This is a genomic window from Pseudomonas sp. LBUM1674 (assembly GCF_059695635.1).
This window is the reverse complement of sequence record NZ_CP166779.1, coordinates 2,024,942-2,040,233: the sequence shown is the minus strand read 5'-3', so window position 1 is coordinate 2,040,233 and position 15,292 is coordinate 2,024,942. Positions and strand designations below refer to the sequence as shown.

Annotated in this window: 18 protein-coding genes, 1 tRNA gene and 1 pseudogene; 6 read left to right on the top strand and 14 right to left on the bottom strand. The window is 54.7% G+C overall.

Annotated elements, in window-relative coordinates; all coding sequences use genetic code 11:
- The first annotated feature begins 77 nt into the window (after positions 1–77).
- Positions 78–386: a hypothetical protein gene (locus ACA067_RS09565; protein ID WP_497461518.1), complete on the top strand. Its 309-nt coding sequence runs from the start codon at positions 78–80 to the stop codon at positions 384–386.
- Here ACA067_RS09565 and ACA067_RS09560 read toward each other — a convergent pair.
- From ACA067_RS09560 to ACA067_RS09550, 3 genes are all read right to left on the bottom strand, one after another.
- Positions 366–623 carry a hypothetical protein gene (locus ACA067_RS09560; protein WP_497461517.1) on the bottom strand — a complete coding sequence of 86 codons (258 nt, stop codon included), beginning with the start codon at positions 621–623 and terminating at the stop codon, positions 366–368. The two genes, ACA067_RS09565 and ACA067_RS09560, sit on opposite strands and share 21 nt — an antisense overlap.
- Positions 624–729: 106 nt before the next feature.
- Positions 730–1,377: a hypothetical protein gene (locus ACA067_RS09555; RefSeq protein WP_497461516.1), complete on the bottom strand. Its 648-nt coding sequence runs from the start codon at positions 1,375–1,377 to the stop codon at positions 730–732.
- A 244-nt stretch (positions 1,378–1,621) separates the two neighbouring features.
- Complete coding sequence (locus tag ACA067_RS09550; RefSeq protein WP_497461515.1) at positions 1,622–2,869, bottom strand: ATP-binding protein; 1,248 nt, start codon at positions 2,867–2,869, stop codon at positions 1,622–1,624.
- Positions 2,870–3,402: 533 nt separating this feature from the next.
- Here ACA067_RS09550 and ACA067_RS09545 point away from each other — a divergent pair.
- Positions 3,403–3,600: a YoqU family phage-derived protein gene (locus tag ACA067_RS09545; RefSeq protein ID WP_497461514.1), complete on the top strand. Its 198-nt coding sequence runs from the start codon at positions 3,403–3,405 to the stop codon at positions 3,598–3,600.
- 243 nt (positions 3,601–3,843) lie between these two features.
- Here the strand turns inward: ACA067_RS09545 and ACA067_RS09540 are convergent, their stop codons facing one another.
- Complete coding sequence (locus tag ACA067_RS09540; protein WP_497461513.1) at positions 3,844–4,488, bottom strand: hypothetical protein; 645 nt, start codon at positions 4,486–4,488, stop codon at positions 3,844–3,846.
- Between the two features lie 22 nt (positions 4,489–4,510).
- On the opposite strand from ACA067_RS09540, the pseudogene ACA067_RS09535 reads away from it, so the two are divergent.
- Positions 4,511–4,690: pseudogene (locus tag ACA067_RS09535) on the top strand (hypothetical protein); the annotation flags it as partial.
- A 283-nt stretch (positions 4,691–4,973) separates the two neighbouring features.
- Here ACA067_RS09535 and ACA067_RS09530 read toward each other — a convergent pair.
- Positions 4,974–5,471 carry a hypothetical protein gene (locus ACA067_RS09530; protein ID WP_497461512.1) on the bottom strand — a complete coding sequence of 166 codons (498 nt, stop codon included), beginning with the start codon at positions 5,469–5,471 and terminating at the stop codon, positions 4,974–4,976.
- Between the two features lie 136 nt (positions 5,472–5,607).
- Between ACA067_RS09530 and ACA067_RS09525 the strand changes: the two genes are divergently transcribed.
- From ACA067_RS09525 to ACA067_RS09515, 3 genes are read left to right on the top strand one after another with little or no spacing between them, the layout of a single operon-like run.
- On the top strand, positions 5,608–6,105 hold the full coding sequence (locus tag ACA067_RS09525) for a hypothetical protein (RefSeq protein WP_497461511.1): 498 nt from the start codon (positions 5,608–5,610) through the stop codon (positions 6,103–6,105).
- Between the two features lie 32 nt (positions 6,106–6,137).
- Positions 6,138–6,557, top strand: coding sequence for a hypothetical protein (locus tag ACA067_RS09520; RefSeq protein WP_497461510.1), 420 nt, complete (start codon positions 6,138–6,140; stop codon positions 6,555–6,557).
- Positions 6,443–7,606 carry a tyrosine-type recombinase/integrase gene (locus ACA067_RS09515; RefSeq protein ID WP_497462757.1) on the top strand — a complete coding sequence of 388 codons (1,164 nt, stop codon included), beginning with the start codon at positions 6,443–6,445 and terminating at the stop codon, positions 7,604–7,606. Before ACA067_RS09520 ends, ACA067_RS09515 begins: the two co-directional genes overlap by 115 nt.
- A 78-nt stretch (positions 7,607–7,684) precedes the next feature.
- Here ACA067_RS09515 and ACA067_RS09510 read toward each other — a convergent pair.
- The 9 genes from ACA067_RS09510 to thrS form a co-directional block, all read right to left on the bottom strand.
- Positions 7,685–7,761, bottom strand: a tRNA-Pro gene (locus ACA067_RS09510).
- A gap of 89 nt (positions 7,762–7,850) precedes the next feature.
- Complete coding sequence (locus tag ACA067_RS09505) at positions 7,851–8,207, bottom strand: MerR family transcriptional regulator (RefSeq protein WP_003179985.1); 357 nt, start codon at positions 8,205–8,207, stop codon at positions 7,851–7,853.
- Positions 8,188–8,490 carry an integration host factor subunit alpha gene (ihfA, locus tag ACA067_RS09500; RefSeq protein ID WP_002553164.1) on the bottom strand — a complete coding sequence of 101 codons (303 nt, stop codon included), beginning with the start codon at positions 8,488–8,490 and terminating at the stop codon, positions 8,188–8,190. Before ihfA ends, ACA067_RS09505 begins: the two co-directional genes overlap by 20 nt.
- A gap of 3 nt (positions 8,491–8,493) precedes the next feature.
- Positions 8,494–10,875: a phenylalanine--tRNA ligase subunit beta gene (gene pheT, locus ACA067_RS09495; protein ID WP_497461509.1), complete on the bottom strand. Its 2,382-nt coding sequence runs from the start codon at positions 10,873–10,875 to the stop codon at positions 8,494–8,496.
- A gap of 26 nt (positions 10,876–10,901) precedes the next feature.
- On the bottom strand, positions 10,902–11,918 hold the full coding sequence (gene pheS / locus ACA067_RS09490; RefSeq protein WP_007905876.1) for a phenylalanine--tRNA ligase subunit alpha: 1,017 nt from the start codon (positions 11,916–11,918) through the stop codon (positions 10,902–10,904).
- A 109-nt stretch (positions 11,919–12,027) separates the two neighbouring features.
- On the bottom strand, positions 12,028–12,384 hold the full coding sequence (rplT, locus tag ACA067_RS09485; RefSeq protein WP_007905879.1) for a 50S ribosomal protein L20: 357 nt from the start codon (positions 12,382–12,384) through the stop codon (positions 12,028–12,030).
- A 28-nt stretch (positions 12,385–12,412) separates the two neighbouring features.
- Complete coding sequence (gene rpmI / locus ACA067_RS09480) at positions 12,413–12,607, bottom strand: 50S ribosomal protein L35 (RefSeq protein ID WP_008145659.1); 195 nt, start codon at positions 12,605–12,607, stop codon at positions 12,413–12,415.
- A gap of 60 nt (positions 12,608–12,667) precedes the next feature.
- Positions 12,668–13,219, bottom strand: a complete 552-nt coding sequence (infC, locus tag ACA067_RS09475; RefSeq protein WP_176469887.1) for a translation initiation factor IF-3 — start codon at positions 13,217–13,219, stop codon at positions 12,668–12,670.
- On the bottom strand, positions 13,219–15,141 hold the full coding sequence (gene thrS, locus ACA067_RS09470; protein ID WP_497461508.1) for a threonine--tRNA ligase: 1,923 nt from the start codon (positions 15,139–15,141) through the stop codon (positions 13,219–13,221). Before thrS ends, infC begins: the two co-directional genes overlap by 1 nt.
- Positions 15,142–15,292 lie beyond the last annotated feature (151 nt).

Genomic DNA, 15,292 nt, shown 5'->3' with positions numbered 1-15,292 from the left:
GATGAAGTCCAGGCCGCAGCAACGCAAACGACAAACCTGGCTGGCATTGCCGGTCAGCGGGATAGAAGAGGTAAACCATGGCAGCCGCGCAGAAAGATCGATCGGCAAAGACTGCGGCGAGGCGAAAGACTCGCGGCGAGGAAGAAATCAGGCTGCACTGCATGGCCGGCACCCGCCAGGCACTGGCTGAGCTGATGGCCTGGAGCGGCATCGAGGAACAGGGTGAGGCGATCACGCTGATGATTCACCATCTGCATGCAATGGGGCCTCAAAAGTGTCTGCCCCTGCTTGATCCGCCGCGACACGAAATCACGGTGTCGCCGTCTGTGGCGCGGAGGCTTCATCAGTTCAGTCAGCGCGAGGCATTACGGATTGAGCATGACTGAGACCAGCTTGTTTTGCTTGATGAATTCATCGGCATGGGCGTTCATTACTTCCCGAGCTTCGTCCTCATCGGTGCAACGCAATGAGAACTTAGCTTTTACGTTTACCTTTGGCGGAACAACTGTCGACCCATAGAGGCCTAGCCACGCAATAACCGGAGCCCCGTGCTGCTGAGGGCCGAAAATGATCTTCACCTTCGGATCATCCTCGGGATAATTGTACGAGTCCCAATATTTCATTCCGCTCTCCTTGATCCGGCCCCATGCCAGTCACCCGTATTACTGGATTCGATACGAGATTGCCAGCTACCTTAGATGAGCAACGCAGTGAGACGTGCCCTGGTAGCTACATTTTCGTACGAAGATACGCTTCCACCCCAGATAAATGTCGGATAAACCGTTCCCCAAACTCGTTATCTTCATCGCCTTCGTACAGTACGCCCTTGTGCTCTATCCAGGCCTTGGCATAGAGCTCTCTTGTTTCGGAGTCCTCTGCAGGGTTCATTGCTGATGAGTATCGCCTGGCGACAGTCCACCACTCATCCTTCATCTTTATCAGCTCACTCACGAGATCCTCAAGCTCGCGCCCCCAAAGCGCACGCGCCTCCAAGAGATGCGCACGAACAGGAACCAGAGAGGTATCAATAGCTTTCAGCCTGGATCGATAGATTGAGTAAGTAAAAGCGAACCGCTTCGAATCTCCCGCCAGACTAGTGATCTGGCATACGTCTTCTTCGCAGAGCTCATTCAAACTTAAGCCGATGTCTCGAGCAGCGTTCAGGGTCGCCTCATACGAGTAGATCGCGACCAGTAGCTTTCGAGACATTTCATGGTTCGCGGTCCCGCGTAGTTGCTGTCTCCACGTTTTAAGCCCAAGGCACCCAAACACAATTGCTGCAGCGACCGCGCCAATGCTAGCTAAGGAACCTACAACCGCCGCGACATCCTTGGTAAGAGTCCATTGCACTTCTGTAAACGTTAAGCACAGGTCCATACAGAGCATCCCGGGAAATCTTAATGCTCCCTCATCCCAAACCAAATTGCCACCACCGGTCACGGAGGGCGGCGCCTACCCGAGGTATCCGCAATGCCTGTTCTCCGCAGCATCATCCAGAAGATCGACAAGAAGCCCGACTGCACCCCGGCCGTCCTACGCCTAGGCGGTTCCGAACAGGTCGAGAGTCAGGCCCGCCCAAAACCTGAAATAAGCAATGGTGGAGTTACGCCCCCGATGATCCTTAAGCGTGCTTCCTTGATCCAAAAAGCTTGATCCAGAGTGCGAATCCTCGCTGTTGTAGCCGATACTCGCCCATCTTAGATTCATTTTTCAGAATGATTTTCCGGGTAGTTAGAGCACGCAGAGCGTCAGTAAGTGTCTGGTCATCACCAGAGAAACTGCTGCGAATTTCGCTTTTTTTGATCCACTCATTCATATTTTCAGCCATGATGCTAAGTACTTGGCGATATTCATCAGACTTGATTTTTGAATGGTAATCGCTCGCATAGTAACGGGTCCCGATGGAATCAATCGCCCCTCCTTCGCTAAAAGCCCCATCAAGTACATCTTCCATCGTTATCTCGCCATCGACATTGCGATCAAACGCCGAGTAGGCAAACTGCTGGATAAAATGCGGGTACCCCTCCGAAAGCGTGGCGATATGATCCTTCGCAAGCTCCCCAATGGTCGTTTTCACGTCATTGACGTCATTTCCGGCCGCAATGCCGCGATCAACAACATACTTGGTGTCTGTAAAATTTAATTCTTTTACTTTCAGATGAGTAAAAATTCGAATAGAGGATTCGTGAGACTTGGCTAGCTTTTCAACTACCTCTGGCAAGCCAGCAACAACGAACATGACATTGCTGCACCCGTGGCTTTGAAGCATTTCAGTAACGGCTTTGAAAAAGTAACCAATATGGAGTGATGGAGACGCGTTATCTGCTTCGTCAATAAGAAAAACTACGCCATCACGGCCATTTTCTCCTTTTTCTGGGCTGGCTATTCGCTTGCATGTTTCTGATAGTGAATAGGCAAAATCATCAATTAGCAAATCCGAATCATCAATAGGAAGTGCTTTATCGACACCTGAATCAAGAACCTTTATTCTCTGAACAAAAGACCAGGTCTCAGCTAAAAATTTACGAACTGTCTCAATCTTACCAAGCTCACGGCTAATATTTTTTTCAATAAGTTTAATAAAGCTAACCAGACTTGTGCGATCGGAAATAACAACATTAACAGCAACGAAATTAAATTTTTTATAGTCGCCTGTAACTGGAATCACCAATCCAGCCGCAAGACACTTAAGAAGATTCATCAATGAAGACTTTCCAATCCCGCGCTCACCCGTCAGGAGCAAGTTTGTGCCATGCCCATTTTTGGTCTGGTGAAGGCCCTTTTCAAAAGCCTGCATTTCTTTAACACGACCCGCGAACATCCCCGCAGATACTGGGCTATTGGGCTTGAATGGATTGATCTTGCTCAAAAACGCACCCACCTTATTTGACTATGGGAAGCCGCAACAATCGGCTTGGAAAAACTAAGTTCTTTATCCTAGCAGATTTCACTGTATTCGATCCCATGGCGCGGCAGGCCTACCAGCGAATGCCCAGACGGCCCCCGCTACAAGGCAATCGGTAACAGCAAGGCGGTCACCGTTGTTCGCTGGATAGGGCTGCGGACTCTTCTGCAGATTTCCGATTAGCCTCCGCCATCACCGGTACCTCCCCCGCCGAAGCCTCGGAGGAGTTTGAACCGAATCTCCCGTGGACCACCGGGAAGACCAAGGTCTTCTACTGCAACATGCTTCGCTTTGCATGTTGGACAAATAATCGCCAGCCCGCCAGTCTCCGGATCATCCCGCATCCGGTTTTGTCCCTCGATCAAAACTCCGCACGCTGGGTTTTGACAGCGAAATTCCTGCTGCATGACTGCCGACCTCCGATAGCTGATCAGTGAACTGTAGCTGATCTCAAAAATCACTCCACCGCCCGGGCATGACCCGGCATAGGACGCCCCATGCCCACAGAAAACAAACTCATCCTGCAGCGACAACGAACCGAGCACGTCAATCAGGCAATCCGAATCATCGCCGACCACGGCCGCCGCTTCTTCTACAACCAGTCCGTAAATCGCTACGCCAGCATGGAAGTCGATCATCGCGGCAAGGTCTGGTTCATCTACGACTACAGCGGCAAGCGTGTCTTCACCCATTAAACGGTGTGGGGTGGCCGGTGGCGTGGTTTCACCCACAGCGGCACGCTGAAGGATTTTGTCAAAAAATTCCGGGACTACATCTGTACCGGTGAACCACTGAACCCTGGCTATCTCGGCCTGAACGGTTCGATGACAGCAACATCTGGGGTTACGACGAGGAAGGCATGCAGGCCGTACGCGAGCAGGCAGGTGCTTTGCCAGTGTTCTCTTCAATGCTCCGGTAACAATTTGAATAGCAAGTGCTTAGCGTTTCCAAAACTTTTTCCAGGTTAATACCATGGTAGGGATAAGCCCAGCCCCCCTCAAATCGTTTTTTATATCTGTCCAAGCATCCTCAAGCTCAACCCTCATAAGTTGCTTCATTGCATTAAGCTTCTGTAAGCATGATTGAGGGTTATCCCCAAATTCGAGATTGGCTATAGCGATCGTGATTTCATTATCTAGCTCTAAAATATTCCGAGTCCAGGCATCATCCCTGCTCAATAGAAGCTCAAATTTAATGGTGAGGACAGCCATTCGCTCCTGAAAATCCACATAAACAGAGTCATCGCGAAATCCTTCCTGATGCGCACTTCTTATAGCCATTGAGTAAAGAACGCGAAGATAGTCCGACGCACACTCCCTGAGTTCGGACATCCATTGCTGACGAAAATTGGCGATATTAGCTTTAATCTGATTTTGTTGAACCCTAACCGTAACGTAGCCAATAGATGCAGCAATAAATATACTTGCGACACTTGGCAGTACTACAGACCAATCGGTATCACTATCTAGGTGAATGTTGAGCGGCATCTCCTTAGAGCCTAGGGTAGTGCTGATCATCTGATCTACCAGAACTCCTTTTCCTTCATATTTAATACCATCGACATTTATTACGAAGCTATCCATGTGCGCCACCCAGCCGTTGTGAATGGCCGAGTATAAATCAAATGCTTATAATGTACGGCAGCGTTTTGCGGCGGCTGCGACCATAGCCTGGCACCCACTGGGCATGCGCAAGACATGGCTCCCCGAGATTGAGACCTTCCCCAGTGTGGTGCTCGCCCATCACTACCAGCACACGCCAAACCTCGGCGACATGACCCGCTTGCCGCTCTGGTGCTGGCTGAAGTCCACGAATGGCTTGGACGACAAACATGCTGAGGGACTGACTCGCGAGCGTTGGACGCCTGAGTAGGCAGCGTTGGTAGATCAATCGACGCAACACTCAATACCCCGCAGTAACTCCCTCCCCGCTTCAAAGTCAGCCTCTATAGCGGCAAAGGAACTGTCATGCCCGGCCGTTTACTTAGACGGCTCGTTAAAGTTTTTTGGGATTGTAATCTCCAAATACCTGCACAGCAAAAATCTTGGCCGACAATAATAATACGCTCCTAGCCCTTTCCCGAAATATTATTATTCTTCCTGTCAAATACAATCCAATACAACGAACTAGGCCGCTTTAAGAAAAGCTTATAACCGATCATTTCTCCGATAACATTTGAAATCACCACACCTAAGATAAGAAATACCACCCCCTTGCCGCCTAGTTGAAGCCACCACACTAATAAAATGACAGAGTACATGTTCAACGCATTGATAACTCCATGACGTAAATACCAGTCCACAGGGTCACCCCATAAAGGGAGCAGCTCCGGATACTCCACAGAAATTACACGCTGCTTCAACGCAGTGTATGAAAATGGCACTAAAAATGTAGGCGTCGAAACCGCTACCGCCAAAAACAATAGCTTCAAAAAATCCAGCTTTTCAAATAGTTCCGGACTATGGACATACCAAAGTAAAAAGCCAGGCCCCACGAAGGAAATAAAAAACACAACCACATTTAATGAGATTGCCAAGTTAATTTTATCGAGATTTTGAAAGTCCATATAATCCTTATACAGCCTTAGAGACCAGCCAACTACCGGTCAATTTTCAATGAGAACATCATTCTACGGTTGTATCCAATGATAACCCACTTCTTTATTTACCAGCCTGCCGGAGAACGGTGGGCGAGGAATTTCTATGGCTGAAAATTGCGAATACAGCATGAGCCGGAGCGATGCCATGGATTTGGCGGGCATCGCTCAATTCGATTTGGCGATGCGAAGGGAGGCGCTGACAAGCTACCTCCAGAGAAACGGCTCGCAGCGCCTGGTGGAACTGATGGCCCAGTTTATCGGCATGGCCAACTCGGTGGCCGAGAACTGCGCGGAGATGAGTGACCAGGTGCTGATCGAAGAGTGTGGCGTCCACCCCGACAAATTCACCAGCGTGAACCTGTCAACCATTATTGGTGCATGCCAGGGCGTCCTGATCGCCAGCAAGTGCGATCCGAACGGCGCGTGCCATGGGTGCGCCTACAGGCTGGGATCAATTGCCAATCAATCGCCCATCACCACTTGCGATGCCGAGTTCATGGCGCACGACCGCAAAGGCTTTATGTGCCACGCGCACCTGGATGAGCAGGGCGAACCCACGAAGGCGTGCGCAGGTCATGCAAAAGCGTCAGCCACCCAATAACCACCTGCTGCCACGCGCAGCATGGAGCACTTATGTCTGCAGAACTGGCGCAGGCGCCCTCCCGGCCCCGACGCGAAAACATCCTCCCCCGCTTCATTCGCGCCGGCGCCGCTCCCATCTACCTGGGCATGTGCCGCGCCGAGTTCGACAAAACAGTCCGACCCTATGTCAGTGAATTCCCCATCGGTGAGCGCGGTGTTGGATTCGACCGACAGGAACTGGATGACTGGGCAACGGCGTACGTCGAGGCCAAAGCAATTGATAAAAAACGCGCCCCGGAGCAACAATTGCCCCGCAGCGAGCGCCTGAAAGGAGATAAATCATGGCGCGAAAATCGATCACAGGCCTCTCCGAAAGGAAAGGCATCTGGCATATCGACAAGAAAATCAACGGAGAACGACTTTACGAAAGCACTGGAACTGGTGACCGGGAAGAAGCGGAACGCTACCTGATTTACCGGCTGGAACAAATCCGGCAACAGAAGGTGTACGGCGTGAAGAGGGTCAGGACTTGGCGGGAGGCGGCCACTCGCTTCCTGCTGGAGTTCAAGGACCAGCCTTCAATCAAGCTGTCGGCGCACCACCTTTCCCAGCTGGACCCGTTCATTGGCGACATGCAGCTGACCCACATTGATGACCAGGCCCTGGAGCCATTCATCAAGGACAGACTGGCGACCAAGAAGCTCGAGGGCGGGAAGGTAAAGAAGGGTGTGAGCAACAGAACGGTGAATATATCGATCGAGCGTGTGGTTCGGATTTTGTCGTTATGTGCCAGGAAGTGGCGAGACGATGAGCGAAGGCCGTGGCTGGATAGCGTGCCGATGCTCACGAAACTGGAAGAGAAAAAGTCGAGCCGCAAGCCGTATCCGATGTCATGGCCGGAACAATCGATTCTGTTTGCGGAATTGCCGGCTCACCTGCAGACGATGGCGTTGTTCAAGGTTAACACCGGCACGCGGGAGCAGGAGGTCTGCAAGCTGAGATGGGATTGGGAGATTTCGGTACCGGAACTCGGGACCAGTGTTTTTCTGATACCGGCTGACTTTGGCGGGCGACACGAACGGTCCGGAGTGAAAAACGGTGATGAGCGCCTGGTTGTGCTCAACAACGTGGCCAAGTCGATCATCGACAAGCAGAGAGGCCTGAGCAAGGAATGGGTTTTCCCTTACAACGGCACCGCGATGCATCGAATGAACGACTCAGCCTGGAAGAAGGCTCGGGTGAGAGCGGCGAAACTCTGGCAGGAGGAAAACCTTCGCCCCGCTCACCCAGGTTATGCATCCATAAGGATCCACGACCTCAAACACACGTTTGGCCGCCGACTGCGTGCAGCAGGCGTAACCGAGGAAGATCGCAAGGCTCTTCTGGGCCACAAGAACGGCAGCATCACCAGTCACTACTCGGGCGCGGAACTCGGGCATCTGATCGAAGCTGCGAACATGGTATCAGCAACCGATTCGCGTGGACCGGTCCTGACAATTTTGAAGAGAAAGCAGGCGTGAAATTTAGAGCAGTCACGCAAATCTCACGCACATGAAAAAGCCCAACCTGAAAAGATTGGGCTAAGTCATTGAAAAATATGGTCGGGACGGAGTGATTCGAACACTCGACCCCTAGCACCCCATGCTAGTGCGCTACCGGACTGCGCTACGCCCCGACTAGGCGTGAAACTCGTCCCTCATCTCGAGGGACGCTCAAGAATATATCGCAAGCTTTTGAAAACTGGAAGTATTTAAAAGCAGAAATTTATTTCTTGAGCACAACCAGCACATCTTCCAACTCGGCAATCATCTGCCGGATCATCTGCTTGTACTGGGTGGTGTCATCTTTGGCTTCATCGCCGGACAAACGCAAGCGTGCGCCGCCGATGGTGAACCCCTGATCGTAAAGGAGCGCGCGGATCTGCCGGATCATCAGCACGTCCTGGCGCTGATAATACCGGCGGTTTCCGCGGCGTTTGACGGGGTTGAGTTGAGGAAACTCCTGCTCCCAGTAGCGCAGCACGTGCGGTTTTACCGCGCATAGCTCGCTGACTTCACCAATGGTGAAGTAGCGTTTGCCTGGGATGACGGGTAGCTCGTCGTTATGACTTGGTTCCAGCATAAGCCTCAACTCGGGCCTTCAACTTCTGCCCTGGACGAAAGGTGACCACACGGCGCGCCGTGATCGGGATTTCTTCCCCCGTTTTCGGATTGCGGCCAGGCCGCTGGCGTTTGTCCCGAAGGTCGAAATTGCCGAAACCGGACAATTTGACTTGTTCGTTGTCTTCAAGCGCGTGCCTGATTTCTTCAAAAAACAGTTCGACCAATTCCTTGGCTTCCCGTTTGTTCAGGCCCAGCTCTTCATACAGACGTTCCGCCATCTCAGCTTTCGTCAAAGCCCCCATACGTCACTTCCTTAACGTGGCGTTCAACCTTTGTTCGAGCGAGGTGAGGATGTTTTGTGTCGTGGTATTCACCTCATCGTCATTAAGAGTGCGCGATGGATGCTGCCAGGTCAAGCCGACTGCAAGGCTTTTTCTATCAGGATCAATGCCTTTACCCTGATACACGTCAAATAGCCTGAGGTCTGTCAGCCATTCGCCTGCATTCTCACGGATTACGTCCAGCACGGCGCTGGCCGCGACGTCCTTGTGCGCAATCAGGGCCAGGTCACGTCGCACTTCAGGAAAGCGCGATAACTCCTGGAATTTAGGCATTTTCCCCAGTGCCACTTCAGCCAGAACCAGCTCGAAGACGAAGACCAGACGGTCGAGACCGAGGGTTTTCGACAATTCGGGGTGGATAGCACCGACGAAGCCGACCAGGCGTCCTTCACGTTCTATGCGCGCGGTTTGACCCGGGTGCAATGCAGGGTGTTTGCCCGGCACGAAGGTGAACGAATCCAGGGCACCGGCGAAACCCAGCACCGCTTCCACGTCGGCCTTGACGTCGAAGAAGTCGACGACATCGCGACCTTGGGCCCAGCCTTCCGGCAGACGGCTGCCGCAGACGACGCCCGCGAGCATTGGCTCTTGCTTCAAGCCTGCCAGCTGACCGACGAAGCGCAGGCCGCTTTCGAACAGGCGGACGCGATCCTGCTGGCGGTTGAGGTTGTGCTGCAGCGCCTTGACCAGGCCGGGCCACAGCGACGAGCGCATGGCGGCCATGTCGTTGGAGATCGGGTTGGCCAGCAGCAGCGGTTCGACACCCGGATTAAACAACTCGAATTGTTTCGGATCGATGAAGCTGTAGGTGATCGCTTCCTGATAGCCACGGGCCACCAGCAGACGGCGCAGCTCAGGCAGGTCGCTGCGGGCTTCAGCCTTGGCTTGCGGTGCCAGGCGAGCTTGCGGGTAGCGAACCGGCAGACGGTTGTAGCCGTACAGGCGGGCCAGTTCTTCGATCAGGTCGACTTCCAGGCTGATGTCGAAGCGATGGCTTGGCACTTCTACGCGCCACTGCCCTGCCCCGTCGGCGGAAACGGTCAGGCCCAGGGCGTTGAGCAGGCGCTCGACTTCGGCCGGGTTCATTTCCATGCCGAGCATCTGGGTGATGCGCTGGGCACGCAGGGTGACCGGGGCGATCTTCGGCAGGTGCTGCTCGCTGACGGTTTCGATGATCGGGCCGGCTTCGCCACCGGTGATGTCCAGCAGCAGGCCAGTGGCGCGCTCCATGGCTTCACGGGCCAGCTGCCAGTCCACGCCACGCTCGTAGCGGTGCGAGGCGTCGGTGTGCAGGCCGTAGGAGCGGGCCTTGCCGGCCACGGCGATCTGGTCGAAAAATGCGCTTTCAAGGAATACATCGCGGGTGGTCGCGGTGTTGACGCCGCTGTGCTCGCCCCCCATGACGCCGGCGATGGCCAGGGCGCGGGTATGGTCGGCGATCACCAGCGTATCGCTACGCAGGCTGACTTCCTGGCCGTCGAGCAGTACCAGCTTTTCGCCTTCTTCGGCCATGCGCACGCGGATGCCGCCATTGATTTCGGCGAGATCGAACGCGTGCAGCGGTTGACCCAGCTCCAGCATCACGTAGTTGGTGATGTCGACGGCGGCGTCGATGCTGCGCACGTCGGCACGACGCAGACGCTCGACCATCCACAGTGGCGTAGCCTTGGACAGGTCGACGTTACGGATCACGCGACCCAGGTAACGCGGGCAGGCGGCGGGCGCCAACACTTCAACCGAACGCACTTCGTCGTGCACGGCTGGAACGGTGGCGATGACCGGACGGGTGACTTCGGTGGCGTACAGCGCACCGACTTCACGGGCCAGGCCGGCCAGGGACAGGCAGTCGCCGCGGTTCGGGGTCAGGTCGACCTCGATGCTCGAGTCGTCCAGGCCCAGGTATTCACGGATGTCCGCGCCGACCGGTGCATCGTCCGGCAATTCCATCAGGCCGTCGTTGCCTTCACCGACTTGCAGCTCGACCTGGGAGCACAGCATGCCGTTGGACTCGACGCCACGCAGCTTGGCTTTCTTGATCTTGAAGTCGCCTGGCAGTTCGGCACCGATCATGGCGAACGGGATCTTCAGGCCCGGGCGCACGTTGGGTGCACCGCATACCACCTGGAAGGTCTCCGAACCGTTGCTGACCTGGCACACGCGCAGCTTGTCGGCGTCCGGGTGCTGCTCGGTGCTCAGCACCTCGCCCACCACCACACCGGTGAATTCGCCGGCGGCCGGCGTTACGCTATCGACCTCAAGACCGGCCATCGACAGACGGGCAACCAGCTCGTCGCGACCTACCTGCGGGCTAACCCAGCCACGCAGCCATTTTTCACTGAATTTCATCCTGCTCTCCTAAGAATTCGTTACGACTAGCGAAATTGCGCGAGGAACCGCAAGTCGTTGTCGAAGAACAGACGCAAGTCGTTCACGCCGTAACGCAGCATGGCCAGACGCTCAACGCCCATGCCGAAGGCAAAGCCCGAAAACTCTTCCGGGTCGATCCCGGACATGCGCAGCACGTTGGGGTGAACCATGCCGCAGCCCATGACTTCCAGCCAGCCGGTCTGTTTGCAGACACGGCAGCCTTTACCGCTGCACATCACGCATTCCATGTCGACTTCAGCGGATGGCTCGGTGAACGGGAAGTACGAAGGGCGGAACCGCACGGCCAGTTCTTTTTCGAAGAACACGCGCAGGAACTCTTCGATGGTGCCTTTGAGGTCGGCGAAATTGATGTCGCGATCGACCAGCAGGCCTTCGACCTGGTGGAACATCGGCGAGTGGGTGATATCGGAGTCGCTGCGGTACACACGGCCTGGGCAGACGATGCGGATCGGCGGCTGTTTCGATTCCATGGTGCGGACCTGTACCGGCGAGGTATGGGTGCGCAGCAACATGTTGGCATTGAAATAGAAGGTGTCATGCATCGACCGGGCCGGGTGATGGCCTGGGATGTTGAGCGCTTCGAAGTTGTGGTAGTCGTCTTCGACCTCAGGGCCTTCGGCAATGCCGTAGCCGATGTGGGTGAAGAACTGTTCGATACGTTCCAGAGTGCGAGTAACCGGATGCAGACCACCCGAGGTCTGGCCGCGGCCAGGCAGGGTCACGTCAATGGACTCGGCGGACAGTTTGGCGGCCAGGTCGGCCTCTTCAAACAGTGCCTTGCGCGCATTGAGAACCTCTGTGACACGCTCCTTGGCAACGTTGATCAGGGCGCCGACTTGCGGACGCTCTTCGGCCGGCAGATTCCCCAGGGTCTTCATCACCTGAGTCAATTCGCCCTTCTTGCCAAGGTAGTGAACCCGGATTTGCTCCAGGGCATTGATATCTTCAGCGCTTTGCACAGCCTCTAGTGCTTGAGAGACGAGCGCATCCAGGTTTTCCATGTACAGACTCCAGATACAAAATAGGGGAAGAGCTTGAAGGCTCTTCCCCTATTTATGACGTTTAACACCTGGCCCCACAGAGGTGAGGCCGGGTGACTGTCGGGGGTACTTAAGCCAAGGTGGCTTTAGCTTTCTCGACAATCGCAGCAAACGCCGCTTTTTCGTTCACTGCCAGATCAGCCAGAACCTTGCGGTCGATCTCGATGGACGCTTTTTTCAGGCCGGCGATGAAACGGCTGTAGGACAGACCGTTGATACGTGCACCAGCGTTGATACGAGCGATCCACAGAGCGCGGAACTGACGTTTTTTCTGACGACGGTCACGGTAGGCGTATTGGCCTGCCTTGATTACCGCTTGCTTGGCAACACGGAATACGCGCGAACGAGCACCGTAGTAGCCTTTAGCAAGTTTCAGAATTTTTTTGTGACGTTTACGGGCAATGACGCCACGCTTTACACGAGCCATGAGTTACTTCCTCTATTCTTGACTAAAATTAACGAAGGCGCAGCATGCGCTCGACTTTTGCCACGTCACACGGTGCCAGCAAGCTGCTACCGCGCAGTTGACGCTTACGCTTGGTCGACATTTTAGTCAGGATGTGGCTCTTGAAAGCGTGCTTGTGCTTGATACCGTTAGCAGTTTTCAGAAACCGCTTAGCAGCACCACTTTTAGTTTTCATTTTTGGCATGTTCGGATACTCCGCATTCAGTTGATAAACATAATCAGTAGGCCTGCCGTGCCCAAATGATTACTTCTTCTTTTTCGGGGCGATGACCATGATCAGTTGGCGTCCTTCCATCTTAGGATGCTGTTCGACCGAACCGTACTCGAGCAAGTCACCTTCAACTCGCTTGAGGAGTTCCATCCCCAGCTCCTGGTGGGCCATCTCACGGCCGCGGAATCGCAAGGATACCTTGGCCCTGTCCCCATCACTCAGGAAACGTACCAGGTTGCGCAGTTTTACCTGGTAATCCCCTTCCTCCGTCCCTGGACGAAACTTGATTTCTTTAACCTGAATCTGCTTCTGGTTTTTCTTGGCCGCGGCAACCTGCTTCTTCTTCTCGAAGATCGATTTGCCGTAGTCCATCAGTTTGCAAACAGGGGGTACTGCATCGGCGGAAATTTCCACCAGATCCAGTTTGGCCTCTTCAGCCTTAAGAAGCGCGTCTTCAATTGACACAATCCCAAGCTGTTCACCTTCAGCCCCAATTAACCGAACCTCGCGTGCCGAGATATTCTCGTTGATCGGGGCTTTCGGTGCAGCTCGTTTATCTTGTCTCATTTCACGCTTAATAGTAATTACTCCGAATCTGGGCGACCACGCCGGGAAACCGCTTGCGCGAGAAACTCAGCGAACTGGGCGACGGGCATCGAGCCCAGGTCAGCACCTTCACGAGTACGCACAGCGACAGTCTGCATCTCGACTTCCCGATCTCCAATAACCAAGAGATAGGGAACCTTGAGCAAAGTATGCTCGCGGATTTTAAAGCCGATCTTTTCATTTCTCAAGTCAGACTTGGCACGAAATCCGCTTTCGTTGAGGGTTTTTTCGACCTCGGCGGCAAAATCGGCCTGTTTATCAGTGATATTCATGATCACTGCCTGGGTCGGAGCCAGCCACGCGGGGAACGCACCCTCGTAGTGCTCGATCAGGATTCCGACGAAACGTTCGAAGGAGCCCAGGATCGCCCGATGCAACATCACCGGGTGCTTGCGACTGTTGTCTTCGGAGACGTATTCGGCTCCCAGACGGACAGGCAGGTTAAAATCGAGCTGAAGGGTACCACACTGCCAGACACGGCCAAGGCAATCTTTCAGCGAAAATTCGATCTTCGGACCGTAGAACGCACCCTCGCCCGGCTGCAGATCGTACGGCAGCCCAGCACTATCAAGGGCTGCAGCCAGTGCCGCTTCGGCGCGATCCCACAGCTCGTCGGAACCGACGCGTTTTTCCGGACGAGTGGACAGCTTCATCTCGACGTCTTTGAAGCCGAAGTCGGCATAAACGTCCATGGTCAGCTTGATGAACGCAGCGGATTCGGCCTGCATCTGCTCTTCGGTGCAGAAGATGTGGGCGTCGTCCTGGGTAAAGGCACGCACGCGCATGATGCCGTGCAGCGCACCCGATGGCTCGTTACGGTGACAGGCACCGAATTCGGCCAGGCGCATCGGCAGCTCGCGGTAGCTTTTCAGGCCCTGATTGAACACCTGTACGTGGCAAGGGCAGTTCATCGGCTTGATGGCGTAGTCGCGGTTTTCCGACTGGGTGGTGAACATGTTGTCGGCGTAGTTGGCCCAGTGCCCGGATTTCTCCCACAGGCTGCGGTCAACCACCTGAGGAGTCTTGATCTCCAGGTAACCGTTGTCGCGCTGAACCTTGCGCATGTACTGCTCGAGCACCTGGTACAGGGTCCAGCCGTTCGGGTGCCAGAACACCATGCCCGGCGACTCTTCCTGGGTGTGGAACAGGCCCAGGCGCTTGCCGATCTTGCGGTGATCGCGTTTTTCAGCTTCTTCGATGCGCTGGATGTATGCCGCCAGCTGCTTCTTGTCAGCCCATGCGGTGCCGTAAACGCGCTGCAATTGCTCGTTTTTCGCATCGCCACGCCAGTAGGCGCCGGACAACTTGGTCAGCTTGAAGGATTTCAGGAAGCGCGTGTTCGGCACGTGCGGACCGCGGCACATGTCGACGTATTCTTCGTGATAGTACAGGCCCATGGCCTGTTCGTTCGGCATGTCCTCGACCAGGCGCAGCTTGTAGTCTTCGCCGCGGGCCTTGAACACTTCGATCACTTCGGCGCGCGGAGTGACTTTCTTGATCACGTCGTAATCTTTTTCGATCAGCTGTTGCATGCGCTGTTCGATGGCGGCCAGGTCGTCCGGGGTGAAGGGACGTTCGAAGGCGATGTCGTAATAGAAGCCTTCGTCGATGACCGGGCCGATAACCATTTTGGCCGTCGGGTACAGCTGCTTGACCGCGTGGCCAACCAAGTGGGCGCAAGAGTGGCGAATGATCTCCAGCCCCTCTTCATCCTTTGGCGTAATGATTTGCAGCGTGGAATCGCTGTCGATGAGGTCGCTGGCGTCAACCAGCTTGCCATCGACCTTGCCGGCCACGGTGGCCTTGGCCAGACCGGCACCAATGGATGCGGCGACCTCGGCTACGGAAACCGGGTGATCGAATGAACGTTGACTGCCGTCGGGAAGAGTAATAGTTGGCATGGCGCCTCCTCTCCTAGTGGTGACCCCTACCAAAGGTCACGTGGGTTGGGATGAGCCAGTACAAGATCCGATCCAGGCCATTCAATGACGAACGCCTGCCTTACAGCGGCAGGAGCCTTGCGGCCAACCGGAAAACCGAACCAGAGTGACT